This window comes from Pseudoselenomonas ruminantium, from assembly GCF_900113715.1.
Taxonomy (GTDB): Bacteria; Bacillota; Negativicutes; order Selenomonadales; family Selenomonadaceae; genus Selenomonas_A; species Selenomonas_A caprae.
On sequence record NZ_FOQK01000004.1, the window covers coordinates 71,971 to 97,095 of the forward strand.

Annotated in this window: 25 protein-coding genes; all 25 read left to right on the top strand. The window is 43.6% G+C overall.

Going from position 1 to position 25,125, the window contains the following annotated elements; all coding sequences use genetic code 11:
* Nucleotides 1-50: 50 nt before the first annotated feature.
* The 25 genes from BM181_RS03100 to hpf all read left to right on the top strand — a co-directional run bounded on the left by BM181_RS03100 (nucleotide 51) and on the right by hpf (nucleotide 24,967).
* A complete protein-coding gene (locus BM181_RS03100) occupies nucleotides 51-1,628 on the top strand; it encodes a glycosyltransferase family 9 protein (RefSeq protein ID WP_075442367.1) in 1,578 nt (525 codons plus the stop codon).
* Between the two features lie 33 nt (nucleotides 1,629-1,661).
* Nucleotides 1,662-2,378 (top strand): IspD/TarI family cytidylyltransferase, encoded by a 717-nt coding sequence (locus BM181_RS03105; protein ID WP_075442368.1) that lies wholly within the window; start codon nucleotides 1,662-1,664, stop codon nucleotides 2,376-2,378.
* Between the two features lies 1 nt (nucleotide 2,379).
* A complete protein-coding gene (locus tag BM181_RS03110; RefSeq protein ID WP_075442369.1) occupies nucleotides 2,380-3,438 on the top strand; it encodes an NAD-dependent epimerase/dehydratase family protein in 1,059 nt (352 codons plus the stop codon).
* 25 nt (nucleotides 3,439-3,463) lie between these two features.
* Nucleotides 3,464-4,999, top strand: a complete 1,536-nt coding sequence (locus BM181_RS03115) for a CDP-glycerol glycerophosphotransferase family protein (protein ID WP_075442370.1) — start codon at nucleotides 3,464-3,466, stop codon at nucleotides 4,997-4,999.
* Between the two features lie 14 nt (nucleotides 5,000-5,013).
* Nucleotides 5,014-6,639 (top strand): adenylyltransferase/cytidyltransferase family protein, encoded by a 1,626-nt coding sequence (locus BM181_RS03120; RefSeq protein ID WP_075442371.1) that lies wholly within the window; start codon nucleotides 5,014-5,016, stop codon nucleotides 6,637-6,639.
* Nucleotides 6,640-6,642: 3 nt separating this feature from the next.
* On the top strand, nucleotides 6,643-8,046 hold the full coding sequence (locus tag BM181_RS03125) for a glycosyltransferase family 4 protein (protein WP_075442372.1): 1,404 nt from the start codon (nucleotides 6,643-6,645) through the stop codon (nucleotides 8,044-8,046).
* 19 nt (nucleotides 8,047-8,065) lie between these two features.
* Nucleotides 8,066-10,105 carry a hypothetical protein gene (locus BM181_RS03130; protein WP_075442373.1) on the top strand — a complete coding sequence of 680 codons (2,040 nt, stop codon included), beginning with the start codon at nucleotides 8,066-8,068 and terminating at the stop codon, nucleotides 10,103-10,105.
* An 86-nt stretch (nucleotides 10,106-10,191) separates the two neighbouring features.
* The gene (locus BM181_RS03135; RefSeq protein ID WP_075442374.1) at nucleotides 10,192-10,854 is read left to right on the top strand and encodes a ribulose-phosphate 3-epimerase; all 663 of its coding nucleotides are present in this window, start codon (nucleotides 10,192-10,194) and stop codon (nucleotides 10,852-10,854) included.
* Entirely contained in the window at nucleotides 10,854-11,558 is a 705-nt protein-coding gene (locus BM181_RS03140; protein WP_075442375.1) for an IspD/TarI family cytidylyltransferase, read from the top strand. The genes BM181_RS03135 and BM181_RS03140 overlap by 1 nt, the downstream gene beginning before the upstream one ends.
* Nucleotides 11,555-12,583: a galactitol-1-phosphate 5-dehydrogenase gene (locus BM181_RS03145; RefSeq protein WP_075442376.1), complete on the top strand. Its 1,029-nt coding sequence runs from the start codon at nucleotides 11,555-11,557 to the stop codon at nucleotides 12,581-12,583. The genes BM181_RS03140 and BM181_RS03145 overlap by 4 nt, the downstream gene beginning before the upstream one ends.
* A 127-nt stretch (nucleotides 12,584-12,710) precedes the next feature.
* On the top strand, nucleotides 12,711-13,295 hold the full coding sequence (locus tag BM181_RS03150) for a type IV toxin-antitoxin system AbiEi family antitoxin domain-containing protein (protein WP_075442377.1): 585 nt from the start codon (nucleotides 12,711-12,713) through the stop codon (nucleotides 13,293-13,295).
* 4 nt (nucleotides 13,296-13,299) lie between these two features.
* Nucleotides 13,300-14,169 carry a nucleotidyl transferase AbiEii/AbiGii toxin family protein gene (locus tag BM181_RS03155; protein WP_218150088.1) on the top strand — a complete coding sequence of 290 codons (870 nt, stop codon included), beginning with the start codon at nucleotides 13,300-13,302 and terminating at the stop codon, nucleotides 14,167-14,169.
* A 16-nt stretch (nucleotides 14,170-14,185) separates the two neighbouring features.
* Nucleotides 14,186-15,763, top strand: a complete 1,578-nt coding sequence (locus tag BM181_RS03160; RefSeq protein ID WP_075442378.1) for an O-linked N-acetylglucosamine transferase, SPINDLY family protein — start codon at nucleotides 14,186-14,188, stop codon at nucleotides 15,761-15,763.
* 32 nt (nucleotides 15,764-15,795) lie between these two features.
* Nucleotides 15,796-16,917, top strand: coding sequence for a UDP-galactopyranose mutase (gene glf, locus BM181_RS03165; protein WP_256211270.1), 1,122 nt, complete (start codon nucleotides 15,796-15,798; stop codon nucleotides 16,915-16,917).
* A gap of 61 nt (nucleotides 16,918-16,978) precedes the next feature.
* Nucleotides 16,979-17,200: a type II toxin-antitoxin system RelB family antitoxin gene (gene relB, locus BM181_RS03170; protein ID WP_075442380.1), complete on the top strand. Its 222-nt coding sequence runs from the start codon at nucleotides 16,979-16,981 to the stop codon at nucleotides 17,198-17,200.
* Nucleotides 17,197-17,466, top strand: coding sequence for a type II toxin-antitoxin system RelE family toxin (locus BM181_RS03175; RefSeq protein ID WP_075442381.1), 270 nt, complete (start codon nucleotides 17,197-17,199; stop codon nucleotides 17,464-17,466). Before relB ends, BM181_RS03175 begins: the two co-directional genes overlap by 4 nt.
* A gap of 29 nt (nucleotides 17,467-17,495) precedes the next feature.
* The gene (locus BM181_RS03180; RefSeq protein ID WP_075442382.1) at nucleotides 17,496-18,440 is read left to right on the top strand and encodes a class I SAM-dependent methyltransferase; all 945 of its coding nucleotides are present in this window, start codon (nucleotides 17,496-17,498) and stop codon (nucleotides 18,438-18,440) included.
* A 10-nt stretch (nucleotides 18,441-18,450) separates the two neighbouring features.
* On the top strand, nucleotides 18,451-19,155 hold the full coding sequence (locus BM181_RS03185; RefSeq protein ID WP_075442383.1) for a glycosyltransferase family protein: 705 nt from the start codon (nucleotides 18,451-18,453) through the stop codon (nucleotides 19,153-19,155).
* 100 nt (nucleotides 19,156-19,255) lie between these two features.
* Complete coding sequence (locus BM181_RS03190) at nucleotides 19,256-20,974, top strand: O-linked N-acetylglucosamine transferase, SPINDLY family protein (protein WP_075442384.1); 1,719 nt, start codon at nucleotides 19,256-19,258, stop codon at nucleotides 20,972-20,974.
* A 141-nt stretch (nucleotides 20,975-21,115) separates the two neighbouring features.
* The gene (locus BM181_RS03195) at nucleotides 21,116-21,406 is read left to right on the top strand and encodes a zinc-ribbon domain containing protein (protein WP_075442385.1); all 291 of its coding nucleotides are present in this window, start codon (nucleotides 21,116-21,118) and stop codon (nucleotides 21,404-21,406) included.
* A 129-nt stretch (nucleotides 21,407-21,535) separates the two neighbouring features.
* On the top strand, nucleotides 21,536-22,321 hold the full coding sequence (locus BM181_RS03200) for a basic amino acid ABC transporter substrate-binding protein (RefSeq protein WP_075442386.1): 786 nt from the start codon (nucleotides 21,536-21,538) through the stop codon (nucleotides 22,319-22,321).
* 179 nt (nucleotides 22,322-22,500) lie between these two features.
* Nucleotides 22,501-23,166 carry an amino acid ABC transporter permease gene (locus tag BM181_RS03205; protein WP_075442387.1) on the top strand — a complete coding sequence of 222 codons (666 nt, stop codon included), beginning with the start codon at nucleotides 22,501-22,503 and terminating at the stop codon, nucleotides 23,164-23,166.
* Nucleotides 23,153-23,872 carry an amino acid ABC transporter ATP-binding protein gene (locus BM181_RS03210; RefSeq protein ID WP_075442388.1) on the top strand — a complete coding sequence of 240 codons (720 nt, stop codon included), beginning with the start codon at nucleotides 23,153-23,155 and terminating at the stop codon, nucleotides 23,870-23,872. The genes BM181_RS03205 and BM181_RS03210 overlap by 14 nt, the downstream gene beginning before the upstream one ends.
* A gap of 131 nt (nucleotides 23,873-24,003) precedes the next feature.
* A complete protein-coding gene (locus BM181_RS03215; RefSeq protein WP_075428998.1) occupies nucleotides 24,004-24,204 on the top strand; it encodes a cold shock domain-containing protein in 201 nt (66 codons plus the stop codon).
* 214 nt (nucleotides 24,205-24,418) lie between these two features.
* Complete coding sequence (hpf, locus tag BM181_RS03220) at nucleotides 24,419-24,967, top strand: ribosome hibernation-promoting factor, HPF/YfiA family (protein ID WP_075442389.1); 549 nt, start codon at nucleotides 24,419-24,421, stop codon at nucleotides 24,965-24,967.
* Nucleotides 24,968-25,125 lie beyond the last annotated feature (158 nt).

The following is a 25,125-nucleotide window of genomic DNA, read 5'->3' on the forward strand; positions in this document are numbered from 1 at the left end:
TAGAAGATGAAAATGACTTGTCTTGTTGAGCTTGTAGGAGATCTGTGATAGTGAAAAGAAATGGTTATATTCGATATGAGTTGGAAGACTATGTCAAATTAGAAGAGATGATTGTCGAAAAAATAAAAAAACTTATTTGGTCGTATGATTTTATTTATATTTATGGGGCTGGCTTTATCGGCAAGAATGTGTTAGTTTTTTTGAGAAGACATGGAGGTTTAGATAAATACGTTTCAGGATTTCTAGTGTCAGATAAGAAAAATAATCCAAAAAAAATCTGTAATATAGATGTTTTGGATATTACAGATGTAAATCGAAATAATGCAGGAATTATATTAGCGTTGGGAGTAGAGCATCACAAATTTATATTACAAAAACTAAAAGATATTCATGATGGAATCGTCTCTTTTGATGCATACGAATATGGACATATGTATTGGTGTAATCACCAGTTGTTGCCCCAATGTATTGATAAGTATAAAAACTTCTTTGCCCAAAGATCCTATATGGATGATGCTATACATAAATGGAAAAATATATTAATAGTATGTATGGACAGAATAGGTGATGTTATCATAAATATTCCTTTTATACGAGAATTGCGATATAATGTGGGGGCGAAAACGAGAATCGATATCGTGGCCCAGCCATCATCTGCACAATTTATGAAATTGTGCCCGTATATAAATAACGTAATTGTTTGTGACAAAAAAGAATATGCAGGGGTTGATACTGAAGATAGTATAATAAGAAGTAAATGTTTTGCAGATAAGTATCTTCGCTCAATTAAATACGAAGTGGTTTTTTTAACAGGATGGCATAATATAGACATAGAAGGGTTGTTTTTAGCTGTTTTTTCTAATGCTGGTTTACGGATAGGTTTTTCTGAGCATAATATGTTGCACAAAGAATTTTGCAATAGAGGATATGATTATTTTTTGTCAATGCCCATAAAATCTAAAACTATAATGCATGATGTAGAAAGGGCCTTATCGATTATTACTACTTTAGGTGGTAATGTGAAATCAAAAAAATTGGAGATATGGACAAGAGATGAAGACAAGAAATTCGCCAATCAATTCTTTGAAGAAAATCATCTGGAAAAATATTCTGTAATCGCTGTAGTCGCACATGCTTTAGATGGTGCAAGAATGTGGGACTGGAAAAAATATGCTGAATTAATCAGAAGGCTTAATGAGAAATATGATAATCTGTTTTTCGTATTGTTGGGAGGAACAGAAGCGAGGAGTGTATGTGATAAAATAACCGATATGGTAAATTGCAACAATTTGTTGAACATATGTGGTGCGACAAGCTTGTGTGAGGTTACAGAAATATTACGACGTTGTCGACTTTACATAGGCGCGGATACTGGGTTGAAACATATTGCTGCTGCTGTGGGGTTGTCTACTGTGGAAATTATTTGTCATGCGCAGGAGGGTGATCCTTTAGAATATTCCTCTCCTGACCGGTATAGAGCTTGGGGGAATAAATCATTTGTTGTAAGGCCGAAAAAGGCTCTTCCGGGGTGTGGCGCGACATGTTACAAGCGTAGAGCTCACTGCATAAATCAAATTTCAGTTTCCGATGTTTTAGCTGCTGTAGACGAAGGATTGATAAAGAATTGATAATTTCGTTTGATAGGATATAAGGTGAATGTTATGGCAAATATAGCGCTGCTTATTGCTGGCGGTTCTGGGAATCGTATGAAACAAGATATACCTAAACAATTTCTTACGGTTAATGAGCGGCCGGTCATTGTTTATACATTGGAGGTTTTTGAGAAACATCCGGAGATCGATGCGATCGCAGTGGTATGTTTGAATGGATGGGACCATGTTCTGTGGGCATATGCTAAACAGTTTAATATAAATAAGCTGAAGTATGTAGTGAAAGGGGGAGAGAAAGGGCAGGACTCTATTCGTAATGGTCTATTTGAATTAGAAAAACACTGTGATAAAGAGGATATAGTGTTGATTCATGATGCAATAAGACCTATGGTTTCATCGGAAATAATATCGGATAATATCCGAGTATGCAGGGAATATGGTAATGCGATAACGGTTATTCCATGCGCGGAAGCCATGCTTTGTACAGAAGATGGAGTTGATTCATCCTCATTATATCCTCGTGATAATCTGAAACGTACTCAAACCCCACAGGCTTTTAAGCTTGGTGAAATTTGTGATTTGCATCGAAGGGCTTTAGAGGCGGGGATTACTAATTCGGTGGCTTCTTGTACATTGAAGGTAGAGATGGGAGAACGAGTTTATTTCTCGCGAGGTTCTGAGAAAAATATCAAGTTGACGACGATAGAGGATATTGATATTTTCAAAGCACTTTTGATGGCTAAGCGGTCTGATTGGTTGAAGGGATAATATGGAACTTTACAATAATGAACAATGGCTAGAGGATATCGATGAAGTCCTGGATATAATGCCAGAACTTACGGACTTAGCGGGATCTAGCGTGTTGGTTACAGGGAGTACGGGACTCATATGCTCCGCCTTGATTGAAGCTTTGGCACGTTGGAATGATACACATGAAAAAAAAATCAACATCTTGGCAGCTGGTAGGAATCAAGCATCTAGCGAAGCAAGATTTGCTTCACTGATAGATAGAAAATGGTTTGAAATAGTAAGTTATGATGCGGTGTCTGAAGGGTTGCAGGAAGATGTTGTTTGTGATTACATTATTCATGGTGCTGGAAATGCCTCTCCAAATAAGATTATGACCGAGCCGGTGGAAACAATGGTGGGCAACTTTATGGGAACTTACTGTTTGTTAGAGTATGCCAAACAGCACCATGTAAAACGAGTTCTTTATATATCCAGCTCAGAAGTTTATGGACGTGCAAGCCACAATAGTCCATTTGATATCGATGATTATGGATACGTAGATATCTTGCAGCCACGCAGCTCGTATGCGCTAGGAAAACGTGCGACTGAGACTTTATGTGTTTCCTATGGGGCAGAATGGGGCATCGATTCTGTAATTGTTAGACCTGGACACATATATGGCCCTACGGCACAGGCGTCGGATAATAGGGTTTCTTCCATGTGGGCTTATGCAGCTGCAAGGGGAGAAAATATCATTATGAAAAGCGATGGCGAACAGATCAGAAGTTATTGTTATGTCTTGGACTGCGTGACAGCTATATTAAAGGTATTGCTTTGGGGAACTCCAATGCAAGCATATAATGTTTCAAACAAACAATCTGTTATCAGCATTAAAGAATTAGCGAGAATTTTGGCAGAGGTTGGAAGATGTTCTTTGCGACGAGAAATGGCTGATGTTGCAGAGAAAAAAGGATTTAATCCTATGCAGAATTCATCGTTAGATGCGAGTGCGCTTTACGCGCTGGGATGGAGAGGGCTTTTCGATGCAAAACGTGGGTTGTTACACACAGTAGAAATATTGAGAAATTTGTATCAGTAGATTCGTGATAAAGGTGAATGACATTATGCGATTAATTCAAATACATGATGAGATTTATAAAAAAATAACGAAGTCTGGTGTATTTATTATAAATTTTTCAAATTTTTATTTGAATGAACTTATAAAAGAACGAAATATTCTGAACAGAGTACGTGGGATATATGATGATCGTCCCTTGCAACAAGGGAAGAGGTTGTTCAATGGGCATGAAGTTGTTATTCACTCTTATGATGAGTTGAAAGAATTACCAGATGATGCGATTTGCTTAATTTTAAGCGGTTATTATAAAGAAATATTTGATAAGTTAAAAAATATTGAAATATTGAAGCAAAAATTTAAGGAAATATATTTTTATGCTGATCGTGAAATTTCGTATGATTTATATTATCGTCATAAATATAAAAAGAATGCATTGCATGATATTGTAGTGTTTCGCAGTGCTGGGCCAGCATCGCATTACATGGCTGGATGGGAATTTTCAGACAATCCGCGTGCTTTGTTTGAGTATATGCTCTGTAACGGCTATAATAAGAAATATGAGCTTGTGTGGCTGGTATGTGATCCAGAAAAGTATCAGGAAAAATATAGAGATGTACCGAATGTAAAATTTATTTCGTATTTGTGGGCAGATACGGAAGATGAAGTAAAACGTTCATTATATTATTATTATATATGTTTGGCAAAATTTTTTTTTATTGCGCAGACACCAATATTTATGCGCAATGCACGTCCAGACCAAGTAAGAGTTCAGTTATGGCATGGCAGTGGGTTCAAGGGGGATAGGGCGAAGATTGTTGATGAGAAACGTTATGATTACATGACGGTAACTAGTGAAACGTATGCTTCTATACATGCTAAGCTTTATGGACTTCGCAAAGATCAGATGGTGGTAACTGGGCAACCGAAAAATGACGAATCATTTCATCCATTGCAAGCGTGGAGAAAAATTCTGTCGGTGCCTGTTGCCCAAAAATATATTTTTTGGCTTCCTACGTGGAGAGCGTCAGAGATTGTAACTGATGTCAAGCTGGCTAACGAAACGGGGTTGCCTTTTTTTACTAAAAACGAACAGCTGAAAGAATTGAATGATCTTTTAACTACTCTTGATATGGTTATGGTATTAAAGCTGCATCCTTCGGAGAAAAATGTGCAAGATAATGAAGCAATAAAAGATTTGACAAATTTTGTAGTTCTGGATAATGATTTTTTGGCGGAAAAAGATATACAGATTTCATCACTGTTGGGAAATGCTGATGCTTTAATCAGTGATTTTTCGTCGGTAGCGATTGATTATTTAGTATTGAATCGTCCTATTGCATTTTTGATGGATGATTGTGAAGCTTTTGCAGAAAGCCGCACATTTCATTGGGGTGATATTGAAAATTGGCTACCAGGTTTGAAATTATATAATGTAGATGATATGAAGCAATATATTAAAGAGGTCGCTTCAAATATTGATTCTGGTGCAAAACTTCGCAGTGATTTATATCATGTGTTCCATAAATTTCGCGATGATAAAAGTGCTGAAAGAGTATTACAGGCATTTGACCTCCATTTATGAAAGAGGTGAGATTGATGTCAAATAGAAGGGAGAAGTATAGGCTGGGGGTTCGCTTGCTCTGGGATATATTTCCTAAATCATATGTCGAAGGATTTTTTTTAGAATGGACGCCCGTTATACATGGGGAATCAAAGCAGTTGTCTGATTTTAAAAATGCGTATAAAGAATATATTGATAAAAAAACAGGAGAAAAGAGCATAATATTATATGATAGCGATACAATTGTAGGGAGAGATTGTATTGCGGTGGATATCTTCGAGCTATATTTTGCTTGGTTAAGCATAATGGTATTTGAATGGCTAGAGGAGAATGATATTCGCTACTATTATATTAATATTGAAGGTGGAGACTCTCCAGAACACATGCGTGGTGATGCGCATGATTTTTATATGTATGAACGTGGTAGAAATCCTGTAATTATGCAAAATGGCATTCCAGGTTGGTACTTATCTGATAGGGATATAGATGGTTATCATGTGGTGGGGGGGATTCGTAGAACATGTAATGTACCCCAAAAATTTATAAATACATGTTATATGTTAGGAGCATGCATAACGTTAGGTTCATATACCAGGGATGAAGATACGATAGAAAGTATCATGCAAGCTAAATTAAATGAGCAAGGGAAAAGAATACGTTTTTTGAATTATAGTTGTGGAAGTAATTCGGATGTTATAGTTTCCGCAATTAACACATTTCATCGGGTTTTAAATATAAAGCCTTTAGCTGGTGACATATTAGTTTTTTTTGATAAAGACAGTACTTTAGCTAGATCATTACCATATTTAAAAGACAGAAATAGACGGTTTGATATAAAAGATGCTTTTGCTGAATATGAAAATGTGAAGTGCTTTAAAGATAATGAATGGTATCATATAAATAAAGATGGAAATCGTATGGTTGCTAAATTTCTGCTTGACATAATAGATTTTGATGAACGGGAAAATGCGGAGGATATGATTCCTCCTGTTTGCAATAAGGTAATCGATTCTAAGGAGAATTTTATCGCCAAATCTTTACAAAGTTATATCGAAAGAGTTGCCAAAGAACGCATGCCATTTCAAAATACAGGCGCGATTGTGATGAATTGCAATCCGTTTACTAAAGGACATTTATATTTGGTGGAACAGGCAAGGAAACAAGTTGAATTTTTATATGTTTTTGTTGTGGAGGAAGATAAGTCTTTTTTTTCATTTAAAGATAGGGTGGCAATTGCTATCGAGAATTGCAAAAAATTCAATAATGTTAAAGTCCTTCCCTCGGGAATGCTGATGATTTCTAGCTACACGTTTGCGGAATATTTCAACAAAGATGACATTCAAGATGAAAAAATATCGCCAATTAGTGATGTGAATATTTTCGGTGCTTATATTGCGCCATTCTTTAGGATTAAGAAGCGCTTTGTTGGCACAGAACCATTGGATAATGTGACTCGTCAATATAATGAAACAATGAAGATGCATTTAGCTGATTTTGGCATCGAATTGATAGAAATTGACAGATTGCAAAATGAAAACAATCCGATATCCGCAACGACGGTACGTTCTGCTATAAAGAATGGTGATATAGTCACCTTGAAAGAATTACTGCCAGATGCTAGTTATGAGTACTTGAAGAAGCATAGATTATTGAGGGATTAAGATATGCAATGTTCAAAACGGATTTTAATATTTGGTACAGGTGACTATTATCAAAGGTATTGTAAATGGTTAAATCATTATCAGATTATTGCCTTGATAGATAATGATAGTCATAAACAGGGGACATTGTTAGATGGCTATCCAGTGATGAGCCCCCAATCTGCTATTTGTCTTAAATACGAATTTATTGTTATCTTAAGTATTCATGATAAGGAAATGCGTGAACAGCTGGTATCACTTGGCGTCAATCCCAAACAGATATATAATCAAAACGATTTATATCTATTTCAACGTGATTTGGATGTAAAACCTGTCAGGATTTATAAGAAAAATCATGTAGAATTACATGATAGCAGGGACGTTGATTATAATGCGGCTGGTAAAATGGTGATATTTTCTAATGATCTATATATTAACGGTGCTAGTATGGCTGTAGTTAATGTGGCTAGTGTTTTGGCAGCTACTTACGATGTAATTGTAGCGACTAGTGAGGATGGTTATTGCAGGCAAATACTAAACGATAGGGGTATAGATGTTATTATTGATGAGAATATTTCTGTCTTATCGATGGAGCAAATAGAGTGGTTATCAGGGGCAAGATTAATAATTTGTAATACAATCCATTTTTATCGGTTCTTGGCGAAGCGTTGTGGTGATATTCCTACTATATGGTGGCTACATGAACCAGCTTTTTTTTACGAAGGTCTGGATATAGATATTCTAAAAAATATTTCTCAGGACAATATGATTATTTTGGCTGTTAGTGAAGTTGCTAAACGTGCATGCTTGCGATATAATCCAAAGATTACGATTAATATCTTTCCTGTTTATGTTGATGATGTGGAACAAGTTAATCGTAAACTGAGAGGGAAATTTACTTTTGCTACAATCGGATATGTTCGACCGTGGAAGGGACAAGATCTTTTTATCGAAGCAATACAGGAAATTCAGGATTTCTATGATGATGTAGAGTTTTTGATTATTGGTGATAATAGTTCGTGTTTTGCACAGAAATTGAAGGTGGCAGAGAATAGTAAAGTTCATTTTCTGGGAGAAATGAGTCCGGAGAAATTGAATGATATGTATAAAAACATTGATGTGGTTGTATGTCCATCACGAATAGAAAGTTTGTCAATTGTAGTCATAGAGGCTATGATTCGTGACATACCAAGTATAGTTTCTAGTTCAGCTGGTGTCGCGGAGTATATTACTGATGGCTTGGATGGCTGGATATTTACATCAGAGAATGTTGATGAATTAAAAGATAAGATGATTTATGCCATAGAAAATAGGGATGAGGTATTAGAAGTGGGAGGTAGAAGTAGAGAAATTTATGAAAAGTTTTTTTCAAAAAAAGTTTTTTCTGATAGATTGTTAAAGATGGTTGAAGAGATGATTAGTGGTTGAAATGCATGGGAGGATATCTATGGGGGGAATTCCAGCTAATATATATGATTGTTTAAAATCACCAATAGTTATTTACGGTTTGGGGGATGAAACATCTAAATTCATATCTGAATGGAAAAATAAAATATCCATTGTTGGACTATTAGATGGATATCTAGAAGATGGAGAAATGTTCGGTTATCCGATAATTACTATGCAGGATGTAATAGATGGTAATGTACCAATGATATTAGTCATTGCTAGACCGGGATCATGCAAAGCTATTGCTAAACGAATTTCTGCTAGTTGCATCGCTAATCATATTAAGCTGTTCGACATCAGAGGCAATGATTTATTATCTTCGAATAAGAATCATTGTGTCATCGGGTACGATTATGCCAAAACATCAGCTGCTTTGGATGAAAAAATCGAAAAATGTGACGTCGTTAGTTTTGATTTGTTTGATACACTTGTGATGCGCAAAGTGTATAGTTATACAGATGTTTTTCCGTTACTTGATATAAAGTTAAGAAAGCGCGGCATTATTATTCCTGATTTTATCAGATTGAGATTGTTCGCTGAAAAAGAACTATCAAGAAATAATGCGCCTACATTGGAAGAAATATATGGTAGAGTGTTGAGCCTGGTTGGCGGGAGCTTTATTTCTGCCGAAGAATTAGCTGAGCTAGAGTGGCAGATTGATTTCCAAACAATGATTCCTAGAAAAAGTATGTGCGCGAAGTTTTGTGATATTGTTAGCCAAGGGAAAAATGTTGCGATTGTAACGGATACATACTATTCAAAGGAAAAAATAGAAAAACTGTTAAATAGATATAAATTACAAGGCTATTCGTATCTGCTGGTTTCATGTGAGGAGCATAAATCAAAGACAACTGGTTTGTATGAAAAATTGAAATCAAAAGTTGAAGGTAAGCAAGTGCTTCATGTCGGTGATGATGAAATTGCCGATGTGGTAGAGCCTTCTAAGTTTGGAATAACGACATTTCGGATATACAGTGGTAGTGATCTTTTTGATTTACTATGTAACGATAATGTATGTTTTAATGATGATATATCAGATCATGTTATCGCAGGCTTGTTTATAGCTAGGTTATTCAATAATCCATTTCAGTTTGGATATAATTCTTTTTCTGTCGATAATGATAGGGATATAGGATATGCGTTCTTCGCTCCGATTATTTCAGAATTTGTTTTTTGGATAAAAAATAAGATAAAGAATGAAGATTATACACAAATTCTTTTCTGCTCACGTGATGGGTATTTGATTGGAAAGTTGTATAGACGTATAGATGATGTTACGAAGTCGATATATTTTTTGACTTCAAGAATAGCAGCAATTCGTGCTGGAATCGAAGGTGAAACGGATATAGCCAGTGTAGACAGAATGAATTTTTTCGGTAATAAAGATAAAGAGATGTTCGTTCGTTTTGGATTATCTAACGCAAATATATCTGAGAAAAATCGTGTAGAAACTATAGTTAATAAAGCAAAGCAACAAAGAATAAACTATTGTCGTTATGCAGATAAATCTGGATTGAAAAATACAAAGACGGCATTATTTGACTTTGTGGCAAAGGGAACCGTCCAATTATATCTGCAACGAATATTAGGGATGAATTTTAAAGGTTTTTATTTTATACAATTGGAACCTAGCTCTATGAAGAACAAAGGAGTTAAAGTCGAGCCGTTTTATGATGATGCAGAAAAAGATAAAAGTGTAATGTTTGATAACTATTATATTTTAGAGACAATAATTACATCTCCTTATCCACAGGTATTAGAGTTTGATAAGATGGGAAATCCTGTATTTGCTGATGAAACTAGAAGTGCTGAGAACATTAATTGTATATCTGAAGTTCAAAATGGCATTGTAGAATTTTTTGATGATTATCTTGATATATTGCCTGGTGATGCTGAGACGGTTAATAAAAATCTAGGCGAAGGCCTCTTGGCGTTGATTAATCGTGTGAGGATAGGTAGTAAGGCGTTTCTATCTTTGAAGGTGGAAGATCCGTTCTTTGGCAGGATGACAGATATCAATGATGTTTTGGGATCATGATATGTTTTTATTTAGAAGGATTTTAGGGGGCGATAAACGAATATTTATTTTCTATAGTAGTCTTTAAGCATAAGGATGTGATAGATATGAATTTTCAACTGATGGCTTCAATGATGTGTGCGGATTATCGGAATCTGCAGCAGGAAGTAATGAATCTTGATGAAGGCGGTATAGATTCCTTTCACATAGATATTATGGATGGACGGTATGTGCCTAATTATGCTATGTCGCTTAATGATATGAAATGCATACGTTCGCTTACTAGTAAGCCGTTGGATGTTCACTTGATGGTGGAGCATCCGAACAATACAATTGAGCTTTTTATCGATAATTTAAAGCCTGGAGATACTATCTATATACATCCTGAGGCAGAATATCATCCATCGACAACGTTACAGAAAATTATCAATGCTGGCTTAGTGCCAGGTATTGCAATCAATCCAGGTACTAGTTTTGAGACTGTGCATGAGATGCTGAGGATAGTGAAGAGTGTCTTAGTCATGGCAGTGAATCCTGGTAATGCTGGTCAAATGTATTTGCCGTATGTAGGAAGTAAAATCGAAAGGCTGTTGTCTGTGAAGGATGAGATGGGATTTGAGTTATACTGGGATGGTGCTTGTGGAGCAGATAAGATACAGAAGTTCGCTCCGATGGGGGTAAAGGGGTTTGTGCTAGGAACAACCTTGTTGTTTGGTAAGGGTAGACCGTATGCAGATATATTGGATTCTATACGGGAGTTGGATTTTTAATGAATATTGTAGTTCTGTTAGCTGGTGGTATGGGCAGTCGTATGGGACAAGACATACCAAAGCAGTTTATACACGTGAATAATATACCGGTTATTATCTATACGCTATTGGCCTTGGAACGGCATCCTGAAATTGATGCCGTTGAGGCTGTTTGCATTGAAGGCTGGGAACAGGTGCTTTTGGGGTATGCGAAACAGTTCAATATAACTAAATTGCGGGGAATTGTCCCTGGAGGGGCCACGAGATTCCTGTCTACAAAGGCGGGGATGATGGCTTTGGGCGAAGTTAATGATGATGATGTTCTAATTGTCCATGATGCTGTTCGTCCCTTGGTGGCACCAGAGTCGATTTCAGATATGATACGGGTATGTCGAGAGCACGATAATGCAATGACTGTGCTTGACTGTGTTGATACCATGTATCTGCGTAAATCGCCGGATTCTACTAGCCAAGTGGTGGAACGCGCTGGATTGGTTAGGGGGCAAACGCCTGAGTGTGTATCAGGGCGCAGGATGCGGGAAATGTATGTACGGGCAGCTGAGCAGGGCGTGGAGATTGATTCGATTTCTGCCTTGCAGGTAGCATTAGGTTGGAATATTTTCTTTGCTAAAGGGAGCGAGAGAAATATAAAATTGACGCGTACGGAAGATATCGATATGTTTAAGGCTATGCTGGCAACGGAAAGGGATGATTGGCTGAAATGAAGGTTTTGAATCTGCATGGTGTGGGAGATTTGCGATATGAGGAAGTGCCGCGGCCAGCCCCGGGGGCTGGTGAGGTGTTGCTGAAAATCAAGGCTGTTGGCATTTGCGGTAGTGATATTCCTCGGGTATTTACCAAGGGCACATATCATTTCCCTACCATTATCGGTCATGAATTTGCTGGTGAAATCGTGGAGGCAGAAGAGGAAAGTTTGCTGGGGCGAGGAGCTGCTGTGTTTCCATTGATACCTTGTGGACATTGTGAGGCCTGCAGACAAGAGCAGTATGCAAGGTGTTCGAGCTATGATTACTATGGATCGCGCCGTGATGGTGCTATGGCTGAGTATCTGGCGGTGAAGTGTGAAAATCTTTGCTTGCTGCCCGAGGGCGTGAGCTATGAGGAAGCAGCTATGAGCGAACCTGCGGCAGTGGCTCTTCATGCGTTTAAGAAAAGCGGTGTGGGGAACGGTGACACGCTATTTATCTATGGAATAGGTACCATTGGTTTAATCCTCGCACAATGGGCAAGGGCAGCGGGAGTGAAGAACATCCTGCTTGCGGCGCGAACAGATGCCAAGGTAGAATTTGCCAGGAAACTGGGTTTTGATTTAGCTGTTAATGCTAAGAAGGAAAGTCTGAAAGAGCTGGTGGAGAAAGTCACTGACGGGCGAGGTGCGGATGCCTGCATCGAAGGTACGGGGGCGCCAGAACCATGGGCAGCGTGTCTTGACCTAGTCAAAGCTGGCGGCCAGGTGGTTTGCATGGGAAATCCTCTGGGGGGCATGGATTTGTCTCAGAATGATTATTGGAAAATCCTTCGTAAGGAACTGACTTTGACAGGTACCTGGAATAGTAGTTTCGGCAGCCGGGAGAATGACTGGCAGGAGGCTGTCAAGGCTATGCAAGATAAGCGGCTGAATTTGAAGAGCCTTATTACCCATAGATTTTCCTTGGCAGAATATAAGGAAGCATTTTCTCTTATGCATGAGCGTAGGGAGATGTATTGTAAGGTGATGTTCTTAGTGTGAATTTTCTTGGTAAGTTTTGCTAGTATTTTGCTACGTGGATTTCTGGTTAACACGTTTAGAGTATTTGAAGATATCTTGATTTCCTCCACTAACTATCATATAATTATAGTTAGTGGAGGAAAGTGATATGATTAGAACGACATATGATTTATTAGATTCTTTTTCTGGTTATGCCAATCCTGATATGAAAATCAAGCGAATGGTTCAGGAGGGGAATCTTTTTCGTTTGCGAAGAGGATTATATGTAACAACCGCTAAAATTTCCTCATATCTAGTAGCAGGTGTTATATATGGGCCGTCGTATATCTCGTTTGAAACTGCGCTTTCAAGATATGGTTTGATTCCGGAGCGTGTTTATGCTTGTACCTCAGCTACTTTTCGGAAGAATCGTTCCAAGATATATAAAAATGATTTGGGCGTTTTTACATATCGTGATATTCCTGCGGCTGCTTTTCCGCTTGGGGTTAAGTGTGAGAGGGAGAATGATATGTTTTATGCAATTGCATCGCCAGAAAAGGCATTATGCGATATGCTGTATGTTCAGAAACCCGTATATAGTCAAAAGGCATTGAGGGAATTGTTGTTTGCTGATTTGCGTATTGATGAGGAAGCTTTTGCGCAGCTAAATCGACAAGAGCTACAGCAGCTGATGCCACGCTATAGACGGCGCACTTTGAATTTGCTAGGGGAATTATTGGACAAGGGGCGGTGAGCTGGTGGATACGTTATTGAATGACTATATGAAGTTCTATGCGCCACAGACGGCGGATGACTATAGGAATGCGTTGAAAGAGATTGTCCAGGAGATTGCGTTATATGGATTGAGCCACAGTGATTTTTTTCAAAAAGCGGCTTTTTATGGTGGGACGTCATTGCGGATCTTTTACGGGCTGGATCGTTTTTCTGAAGATATGGATTTTTCCCTAGCTGAGCCGAATGCGGACTTTTCGTTGGAGAAATATTTTTCCTATGTGGAGGAAGCTTTGGCAAGTCATGGCCTGGAAATGTCGGTTTCTAAAAAGATCAAGGCCAATCAAACCGACGTTCAGTCGGCATTTATCAAGGGCGAAAACATAATCCAATTGATTACGATATGGGATAAAGAGGAGCGTGGATTTCCAGGGATTGCACCACATGAGGTAATAAAAATCAAGATGAAGATTGATACGAATCCTCCTGCGGGCGCTTTGTATGATATCAAGTACGGGCTGCGCCCTGTTCCTTACATGGTTCGATTGTATGATGAACCGTCGTTGTTTGCCGGTAAATTACACGCTGTGCTTTGTCGAAATTGGCGAAACAGGGTAAAAGGGCGAGACATTTATGACTTTGTCTGGTATATTACGAATAGGACAAAGGTCAATCTGTTCCATTTACAAAAGCGCTTGGAGCAGACTGGGCACTGGAATAAAGAAGATACTTTGACCATTCAGGATTTGAGGAATATGTTGGCTGAGAGATTTGATTCGATCGATTATGAACAGGCAAAGCAGGATGTGAGGAGTTTTATCAAAGAGGAAGAAAAATTGCAGCTTTGGGGAACAGATTTTTTTAGAGCTTTATCAAGCCAAGTAGAGGCGATATAGTTAAGGTGGTTGGGATATGGAAAATGGGCGTCAGCGGTTAATCGAGGCCTATCGGAGTGCGTTCCGCTTATGGCAACAAAGGCGTTTGATTGAGGCGGAAAAGTTGCTGGATGAGTTTTGGCAGCAAAGTGGCATGAAGTCTTTGCGTGGGATGCTGCTTATGGCGTATATCCTGCGTGACCGGCAGAAGTATGTGTCCGAAGTCAAGGTGCTGGAGGAGCTATTGGAGCGTTTTGCGGATTCGAGTGAGGCAAAACTTTTGGCTGATGCCTGGAGTATGTTGGGCTCGGTGTTGCGGCGGCTTGGGGAGAGCGAGCTTTCGGTAGAAGCGTTTAAAAAATCTGTGGAGCTTGAGCCGGATAAGGAACAGAAGCTGGTGGAGTGCAGCAATGCACTGTTTTCCGCCAATGCCATCGATGGCGTTACGGCGGAATATATGCAGTCGCTTTATGCGCTGTATCGGAGGCTCTTAGCGGATTTAGCGATAGAGCCATATCCAGCACCGGACTGGCAGCATGAGAAGATACGTGTGGGGTATCTTTCGGCTGATTTACGGGAGCATGCGGTGGCACAGTTCGTGCGGCCGCTGTTTTGTCAATATGACAGGAATCGTTTTCGTGTTTATGGGTATTCGCTGGTGCGGCAGCCTGATAATGTGACGGCTGTTTTGCAGCAGGGATGCGATACCTGGCGGGATGTTTCCGACTGTTCGTGGGTGGAAATGGCGCAACAGATACGCGCCGATGAAATCGATATTCTGATCGACTTGGCGGGGCATTCGGCAGAGAATGCTTTGCCGGTGTTTGCGTATCGGCCGGCGCTGGTACAAATTTCCGGGATTGGTTATTTCAATAGCACTGGGATGCAGGAAATGCAGGGATTTCTGTCCGATCGTTACTGTTCGCCGGAGGAACACTCGCCTTATTTTACGGAAAAATTACTGCGTCTGCCGCAGAGCCATTTTTGTTATCAGCCGTTTTCAGCATTCCCACCGGTGGGGCAGGCGCCGTGTCTGGCAAAGGGCTATGTGACGTTTGGCTGCTTTAATAATTTTGCGAAGGTCAATGATGGCATGCTATTGGTTTGGAAGGAAATCCTGCAGCGTGTGCCAGATTCGCGTTTGCTGCTCAAACACTCGCTTCTGGGGATTGAGGAGGGAATTTCCTATACACGGCAGCGTTTTGAGCGGCTCGGGATGCCGATGGAGCGCATCGAGTTTAGAGGATTATCGAAGGATTATCTCGAACAATATAACGATATGGACATTGCACTGGATACCAGTCCGTATCCAGGCGGTCTTACGACTTGTGAGGCTCTGTATATGGGCGTACCAGTGGTGACGCTCAAGGGCAATCGTCATGGGGCAAGATTCGGCTATAGTTTCCTAGCAAACTTGGGCTTGCAGGAACTGGTGGCTGAGGATGCGGAAGGCTATGTGGACATTGCTGTGAAGATTGCGGGCGATTGGGAGCTGCTTGCTTTGTTGCGGGCAAATCTTCGCCGTATGATGCAGGCGTCGCCGCTTATGGATGGTGACGCGTATATGCGGGCAATGGAATCCCTATATGGGCGGCTTTATGAAGAATCGGTTTAACATTAGGATAGATAAGAAATCAGGAGTAGAGCATGATGCGACAGGATGGATTGGATTATTTGATTGTCGGCTCGGGATTGTTTGGCGCAGTATTTGCGCATGAGATGACGAAGCGGGGCAAGAAGTGTCTGGTGCTGGAGAAGCGTGAGGCAGTTGGTGGTAATATCCGCTGCGAGGAACGCGAGGGCATCAATGTGCATGTGTATGGCGCGCATATTTTCCATACGAATAACAAAGAGGTCTGGCAGTATGTGAATCAGTTTGCGGACTTCAATCAGTATGTGAATTCGCCGGTGGCCAATTTCCGTGGGGAGCTTTACAATCTGCCGTTCAATATGAATACGTTCCATGCGATGTGGGGCGTAGTGACTCCGCAGGAAGCGGCAGAGAAGATTGCCGCGCAGCGGGCAGAGATAAAAGGCGAGCCGCAGAATCTTGAGGAGCAGGCGATTTCGCTGGTGGGGCGTGATATCTATGAGAAGCTCATTCAGGGCTATACGGAAAAGCAGTGGGGACGCAAATGTACGGAATTGCCGGCATTTATCATTAAGCGTCTGCCGGTTCGCTATACGTATGATAATAACTATTTCAATGCGCTCTATCAGGGCATTCCTATCGGCGGCTATAACAAGATTGTTGCTGGTTTACTGGAAGGTGTCGAGGTGCGGACGGGTGTAGATTATAATGCTTCGCGTGCTGAGTATGAAGGCGTGGCCTGTAAGGTGGTCTATACAGGAGCACTTGATGAATATTTTGCCTATAAGCTTGGGCGGCTGGAGTATCGTGGCCTGAAATTTGAGACGGAGCGATTGGAGCAGGCGAATTATCAGGGCGTGGCGGTTATGAACTATACGGCGGCCGAGGTACCGTATACGCGCATTATCGAACACAAGCATTTTGAATTCGGCACGCAGCCGATGACCTATGTGACGCGCGAATATCCGCAGGAATGGAAGCCCGGCGAGGAAGCCTATTATCCGGTCAACGATGAACGGAATCAGCAGCTTTATGCAAAGTATGCAGAGCTGGCGGCGAAGGAAGATAATCTGATTCTCGGTGGCAGGCTGGCAATGTATAAGTATTATGATATGGATAAAGTCATTGAGACGGCATTGGCGGCAGTAAAAAGCGAAGTTGTCAGTGGTGAATTGTAATACGCAAAATGTTGACGTTGTTTTTTCTACATAGTACAATGTACTAAAGGGGGCGATGATCATGGCATTTTCTATTCGATTGACTGATGAAGAACGTATGTTGGCAGAAAGTTATGCTAAATTACAGGCAATTTCTTTAGGGGAAGCTTTTAAGCGAGCGCTGTTTGAGAAAATACAGGATGAATATGACGTAACTGTGGCAAAAGAGGCTTATGATGAGTATGTGTCAGATGGATGCAAGAGTCGTCCCATCGGGGAATTGTGGAAGGAACTGGATGTATGACTTATCAAGTAGCAACTACAGTACGCTTTGATAAGGAGTTCAAGAAGCTGGATAAATATACCCAACGAATCTTAAAGGCTTGGATTGAAAATAATTTGGTAGCTTGTGAAAATCCCCGTGTACATGGCAAAGGCTTGACCGCGAATTTAAGTGGATTGTGGCGGTATCGGATAGGGGATTACCGTATGATTTGTGATATTCAGGATGAAAAACTTGTAATTCTTGCCTTGACGGTTGGGCACAGGCGGGAAATCTATCAGAAATAAAGGCTAGGACGGATTGATGGGGGATTGTAATGGCGGAGAAGATAAAGCCGGAGCTTTTGGGATTTTTGCAGGCGGGGGATTTGCCGCTGCGGATTCTGGTGGTGGAGAGTCTCTATTATTTGCCGGCGCTTAGGCAGATGATGCCGCAGGCGGAAATCCTGGCGGTGGCGGCTGAATCTGATGCGATGGATGGCTATGAGGGGCTGGATGTGAAGTTTTCCTGCGTGGATTATCTCAATGAACGGCTGCCGTTTGCTGCGGAGAGCCTCGATTACATCATTTCGGACCTGACGTTGGAGCAGGCGGGCAATCCGCAGGATATTGCGGCGGGGTTTTCGACGTTTTTGAAGCAGACGGGGTCTTTCCTTACGAGTTTCCGCAATATCCGTCATTGGTCGGTGCTTGAAGAGCTGATGGATGGCCATTATTATCATGTGGTGGCGCGGCTTTATGCGAAGTCAGAGTTTGAGCGGCTGCTCTATGCTTCGTATTACAAGAATGTGACCGTGCGGCCGCAGCGGCGCGAGGCCGATAGCGATATCGTGGACAAGCTCGTGGCGGCGGGCTTTGAGAATATCCATGCGGATATCGATACGGAGTTCTGGCTGGTGAAGGCTGACCGTTCGATGCCCGAGATGGCGCTGTTAAAGTCTATGTATACGAAGGAGCAGCGCAAACAGCTGTCGGATTATCTTCATCGCATCGAATATGGTGTGGATTTAGAGGGGCAATGCCGCTTGTTTTGGGCTTTTTATGAAGAGACGGGATTGTTTGCCGATTATACGGCAAATTTCGTGAAACAGGCGGTGTTCCATCCAGAAAGGTTCTATCGGAATCTTATCCGCTATTCGGGGCGGGAACTCGATGAAATCGTGGCGATGCTGGAGAGTGCGCGGGAAAATGTGACTTCGGTGCAGGAAATGCGCTGGATCGAGGAGCTGGAGCAGGAATTGCAGGCGCAGCCGGGAAGATGAGGGATATTTGATGGATTTGACGATAAACAAAGCGCTTGACGATAGTAAGGTAGCCTTTATTACCTGCGTCAATAGTGAAGATTGGTATAGTGAGTGCCGCCTTTATCTGGAGCATTTGGAGCTGCCTGCTGGGATGACGGCTGAATTTATCCCCGTGCATGGCGCAGCTTCGATGTGTGCGGGCTACAATACTGGCATGCAGCAGTCGGATGCCAAGTATAAGGTCTATCTGCATCAGGATACGCTGGTAGTCAATAAGCATCTGGTGCGTGATCTGCAAAAACTGTTTGCCGATGAAACAGTAGGTGCAGTTGGTGTGATTGGCTGCCGCAGCCTGCCAAAGAGCGGTGTCTGGTGGGATGGGCTGCGGACGTATGGCCGCGTGCTGCATGCTTGTGAGCCCGAAAGCGTTGTCGATTCCCATTGCCGGGAGCCCGAGGGAGAATGCCAGGAGGTCGAGGCTGTCGATGGCCTGTTCATCGCGACGCAGTATGATATCCCGTGGCGTGAAGACCTGTTCACGGGCTTTCATCTTTACGATACGTCGCTTTGCAAGGAGATGCAGCGGCGCGGGCTCAAGGTAGTAGTTCCTAATCAGGAAAAAGATTTCTGGTGCATCCATTGCCCGAAGGAAAAACCGCTGGCTGTGGAATATAAGGGGTATCAGAAGATATTCGTAAAGGAATATGGAAGCGAGCTGCATCCAGAGGTGTGAGTGAAAACCTGAAATTCCTGTAGTTTAGCAGGAGTTTCAGGTTTTTTGTCGAATGTAAGAAAATATGCGAGATTACGAGACGGAGTAGGAGTCCTTGTTCATGAACCACGATGTACTGAATTGGCTGAGTTTAGCAGATAAATTTGCAGCGGATGGCGATCCCAAGGGGATGCGCGCTTGTGCGCGGGAGCTTTGGGAGCTCGATGCGGAAAGCATGGACGGCGCAGCTGTCATGGCCGAAGCTGCCTTGTATTCGGGAGAACGCGAAGAGGCACAGACATTGGTGGAGGAGATCCTGGCAAGGAAGCCCAAGCATTTGCGCGGGCGGCTCGTAAAGGCAGGCCTGGCGGCTGTCGAGTTCCGTCTCGATGAGGAATTGCCGCTCTTGCATGAAATCGTCGCAGAGACGGAGCGCAAGCGGCAGGCACTTGACCCCGATGATGCGTATTACGGTGTGCTGCAGCATATCCTTGACAAAGCGCGTGGATGGCTTGCCGATGGGGAATATCTGGCAGCAGCACCTGACAAGGCGGCGGCGGAACTTCTGGCGCGCAGTGAGCTTATGGATGAGCCGCTGGCTAAGGCGGATTCGTACAGCAAGTACCTATTCATGCGCAATTACCGTAATCAGTCGCTGCAGGAGAGCCGGCAGGCCGCTGAGCAATATGAACCGCTGCTTGGCATCACGGCTTATGCGCACGATGATGTGAAGAAATTGCCGGGCAAGAAGCTGCGCATCGGGTATCTGTCGCCGGATTTCCGCGAACATGCCGTAGCCTCTTTTCTGGAGCCGCTGCTCAAGTATTACGATGACAAGCGGTTTTCTATCTATTGCTATTCGACAGGGCGCACCGATGAGGTAACGCGTAAGCTGCGTGCCTGCCATGTACATTGGCGGGAGCTGCGCGGCCGCAGTCCGCGGACGGCGGCCCGGCTGATTGCTGAGGACAAGATCGATATCCTTGTCGATTTGTCGGGGCATACGCAGGGGAGCTGTCTGCCAATCATGGCTTATCGTCCGGCACCCGTGCAGATGGCAGGCATTGGCTATATGAATACGACAGGTCTATCGGCTGTTGATTATTTTCTTTCCGATGAGGTCTGTCTGCCGACAGGGGAGGCTACGGCCGCTGGGTTTACAGAAAAGATCCTGCGCCTGCCTCACTCGCATCTCTGCTATGCGCCAGGCTTTGTGCGCGAGATACCAGCAGCTGGTATGGAGGCTCCGTGCATGCGCAATGGCTATATGACCTTTGGCAGTTTCAACAATTTTGCCAAGGTGACCGATGAGACGCTGCTTTTGTGGCGGGGTATCCTCGATCAGGTCAAAGACTCGCGGCTTGTCATCAAGGGCAAGATTTGCAGCATCCCATCGGGACAGGCAATCGTGAAAGACCGCCTGACACGGCTGGGTATCAGCCTGGGACGTGTGGAGCTGCGGCCGTACAGTCCTGATTACCTCGAGCAGTACCGCGACATCGATATTGCGCTTGATACGATGCCGTATAATGGCGGCCTTACGACCTGTGAGGCGCTCTACATGGGCGTGCCAGTCGTGAGTATTCGCGGGCGCAGTCACGGGGCACGCTTTGGGGCGTCAATCCTCACGAATGCCGGAGTCAAGGAGCTGGTAGTTGAAAATGACATCAACTATGTGCGCCGGGCTGTGCAGCTTGGCAATGCACCGGAGCTCGTGGGGGCGTACCATTCGGGGCTTAGGGCGAATCTGCTCAAATCGCCGCTCATGGATCGCAAAAACTATATGAATGAGTTGGAAACTGGTTATTGTCAAATATGGGAGAATTTTTGCACAAATTAAACAATAACAAAAAAACTTGCATTTTTGACAGTAATTTAGTATAATAACCTTTGGGACGTTCTTTTCTTCGTGTTTTTTACATAAAGAGAAGTGGGGGACCAAAAGTAACATTTATTTTTTTTCTAGTAAGGGGATTATCTTATGGCTTTCGAAGACAAGACACTGGTATGCAAAGATTGTGGCAAGGAGTTCACGTTCACCGCTGGTGAGCAGGAGTTCTACGCTGAGAAAGGTTTCGAGAACGAGCCGGCACGTTGCCGTGACTGCCGTGACAAGCGCCGTCGTACGCGTGAGGGCGGTGAGCAGCGTCAGATGTTCAAGGTAACTTGCGCTGAGTGCGGCAAGGAGACGGAAGTTCCGTTCGAGCCGAAAAATGACCGTCCGGTTTACTGCCGTGACTGCTTCAATAAAAAAAGAGTTGAGAGAGACTAATCTCTTGCAGTTTGCTCAGCGTGTGCTATAATAATAAATGTGCGTGAGCAATGGAGCTCAAGCTTTACGCTTGGGCTCCATTTTGTTTCACTGTAAATGACAAAACTATTTGAGAAGGTAGGGATTTTCATGAAAATGAGAAAAGTATTGGCACTTCTGGCAGTTTGTGCCTTTGCTGTGTTCGCTCTGGCTGGCTGCGGCGGCAGCCAGAATGCTTCTTCGGGCAGCGGCTCGGGGGCAAAGGTGCTCAAGGTCGGTTCGTCCATCGACTTTGCACCGTTCGAGTTCCAGGATGAGGGACAGAAGGAATACCAGGGCTTTGATATGGATCTGATCCGTGCAATCGGCAAGGAGATGGGCTATGAGGTCGAGATCCAGAATCTCGGCTTCGACGGCTTGATTCCGGCGCTGCAGGGCAAGAACATCGATGTCATCATTTCGGGTATGACGATCAATGATGAGCGCAAACAGAATGTGCTGTTCTCGGAGCCGTATTATCAGTCTGGTCTGACGATGGTAGTCCGCAGCGATGAGCAGGGTATCAAGACCTTCCAGGATCTCAAAGGCAAGAAGGTTGCCGTCCAGATGGGCACGACGAGTGCAGCTGAGGTCAGCAAGATCGATGGGGTTGAGGTCAAGACGCTCAACACGCCGGCAGACTGCTTCATGGAGCTCAAGGCTGGCGGTGTCGATGCTGTTGTGAATGACCGTCCGGTCAATGACTACTACATCACGAAGAGCGGTGCTACGGGCGTCAAGGCTCTCGAGGAGAAACTGACGGCTGAGGATTACGGCATCGCTGTCGGCAAGGACAACAAAGAACTGCAGGAAAAGATCAATGCTGCATTCAAGAAAATCAAAGAAAACGGCGAGTATGACAAGATTTTCGCCAAATGGTTTGGTGAGAAAAAATAATCACTGAAATTGCATAAAAAAACACCGGTCAGCTAGGCGACCGGTGTTTTTTGTTTACTGGAATTATAGCTTATGATTCAGTGTTGACACCGAATGGACATTGAAATATAATAAACTATAGAATTATTTATGGATGTATAAATATTAAACAAAATGGCAAAGGAAACAGGTGAAGGTTTATGGATTTCAATTTCCAGCTGGTGCAGGACTCGCTGCCGCTCTTGTTGATGGGGGCGGCTATTACCGTCAAGATCACTGCGTTGTCGGTTATCGTCGGTATCATCATCGGTTTGTTCATGGGCATTGCCCGCATCGTGAATATCCGCATTTTCCGCATCATCGCGGCTGTTTATGTTGATTTTTTCCGCGGTACGCCGCTTCTGGTGCAGATTTTCCTGGTATACTTTGCTTTGCCGCTACTGACGGGGCAGCGCAGCGATCCGTATGTCGCGGCCATCAGTGCCTGCGGGCTGAACTCGGGGGCTTATGTCACGGAGATTTTCCGCTCGGGCATACAGTCCATCGACAAGGGACAGATGGAGGCTGGACGTTCGCTGGGCATGACCTGGGCACAGACGATGCGCTACATCATCGTTCCGCAGGCGTTCAAGCGTGTTATCCCGCAGCTTGGCAATGAGTTTATCGCTCTGCTCAAGGATTCCTCGCTCGTTTCGGTTATCGGCTTTGAGGAGCTTACGCGCCGCGGCCAGCTCATTATCGCCAAGACGTATGCGTCGGTGGAAATCTGGACTTGCGTTGCGATTATCTATCTGATCATGACGCTTTCCATTTCGCGTTTCGTGGCTTATCTGGAGTGGAGGTTCAAGACTGATGATAAACATTAAGGATCTTTATAAATCGTATGGCAAGGTGGATGTCTTGAAGGGCATCGACCTCGATATCAAGGAAAAAGAAGTTGTCGTCATCATCGGGCCGTCGGGCTCGGGCAAGAGCACGCTGCTGCGCTGCATGAACTATCTGGAGGAGCCGACGAAGGGAACGGTCTGTGTCGACGGCATCGTGCTGGATGGCGAAGCCAATATCAATAAGGTGCGTGAGGAAGTTGGCATGGTGTTCCAGCGGTTCAATCTGTTCCCGCATATGACGGTGCTGCAGAATATCATGCTGGCACCGATGAAGGTTCGCCATATGGCAGCGGACGAAGCGAAAAGCGAGGCTGTCCGGCTGCTGACGCGCGTGGGACTGGCAGATAAGGCTGATAACTATCCGACCCAGCTTTCGGGCGGCCAGCAGCAGCGTGTGGCGATTGCCAGGGCGCTGGCGATGAAGCCGAAGGTCATGCTGTTTGACGAACCGACATCAGCACTTGACCCCGAGATGGTCGGCGAGGTACTCGATGTCATGCGCAGCCTGGCGAAGGAGGGCATGACGATGGTCATCGTCACGCATGAGATGGGCTTTGCCCGTGAAGTCGGCGACCGGCTGCTGTTTGTCGATCAGGGCAAGATCCTTGAGCAGGGGACGCCTAAAGCGGTGTTCGAGCATCCACAGCAGGAGCGTACGAAGCTGTTTTTATCCAAAGTACTGTAATCGCGGATTTGCAAGATAAAAATAATTTGTCAGAAAAAAATAGAAATATTGACAGTGGGATTGCCAACAATTATAATTAGGATTGACCACTATTGTTGTGGTGTGGTATTTTTTCACTAGGAGGAATCTCAATGGTTGGCAAAGTAAAATGGTTCAGTGCGGAAAAAGGCTATGGCTTCATTGCTCGCGAGGATGGCGATGATGTATTCGTACATTTTTCGGCAATCAAGGACGAAGGGTTCAAGACTCTGAACGAGGGTCAGGCTGTAGAGTTTGACATCGTCGAGGGTGCACGCGGCCCGCAGGCGTCGAATGTCGTAAAGACGGCGTAAGACAAAGGTAAAATGTCACCCCGGCTCATTTGAGCCGGGTTTTTTGATGGGCAGAATCACTTTCATTGAAATTTCAGATTTTTTCTTTGCCCGAAAAGAAGGGTTTTGCTGCTTGTTGGCGAATACTAAGGGTATAAACCTACCGGGAGGCAGGATTATACGAAAAGAGCCGTGGCATCTGCCATGGTCCATCATAAGAAAGGGGATGTGTCGTATGGCAACATTCACTGTAAGAGGCAAGAACATCGAGATCACTCCTTCCCTGCGTGAGTACGTGGAGAAACGCGTCGGCAAAGTGACGAAGTACTTTGACAATGTCGGCGAGATTTCCGTATTGCTCACGGTATCGAAGGGCCGTCACATCGTTGAGGTCACGGTACCGGTGCAAGGTGGCATCCTGCTTCGCGGCGAGGAAGCCACGATGGACATGTACACGTCGATTGATCTGGTCGTAGAAAAGCTGGAGCGTCAGATCCACAAACAGAAAACGAAACTGGCTCGTCGTTTCCGCGGTGGCGGATTCAAGGCTGAGGCGTTAAATGTGCCGGCTGTTCCCGAAAAGCAGGATGAGACGGACGAGGAGTACAAGGTAGTCAAGACGAAACGCTTTATCGTCAAACCGATGGATACGCAGGAAGCCATCATGCAGATGAACCTGCTGAATCACAACTTCTTCGTGTTCCGCGATTCGGAGACGGAGGAAGTCAATGTGGTCTATAAGCGCACCGATGGCAACTATGGACTGATCGAGTCGGGCAACTGACCGTCCAGGACAAATAAATAGCGAAAAAAGAGCCTTCCCGGCAGGGAAGGCTTTTATGATGCAGTAAAGCTATAAATATAATAGGAAAAGAGTTGCATGAATTGACTTATCTAAGGCAGTTTGTTAATATTGTAAGGTAAGACTACTTGTAGAAGTTA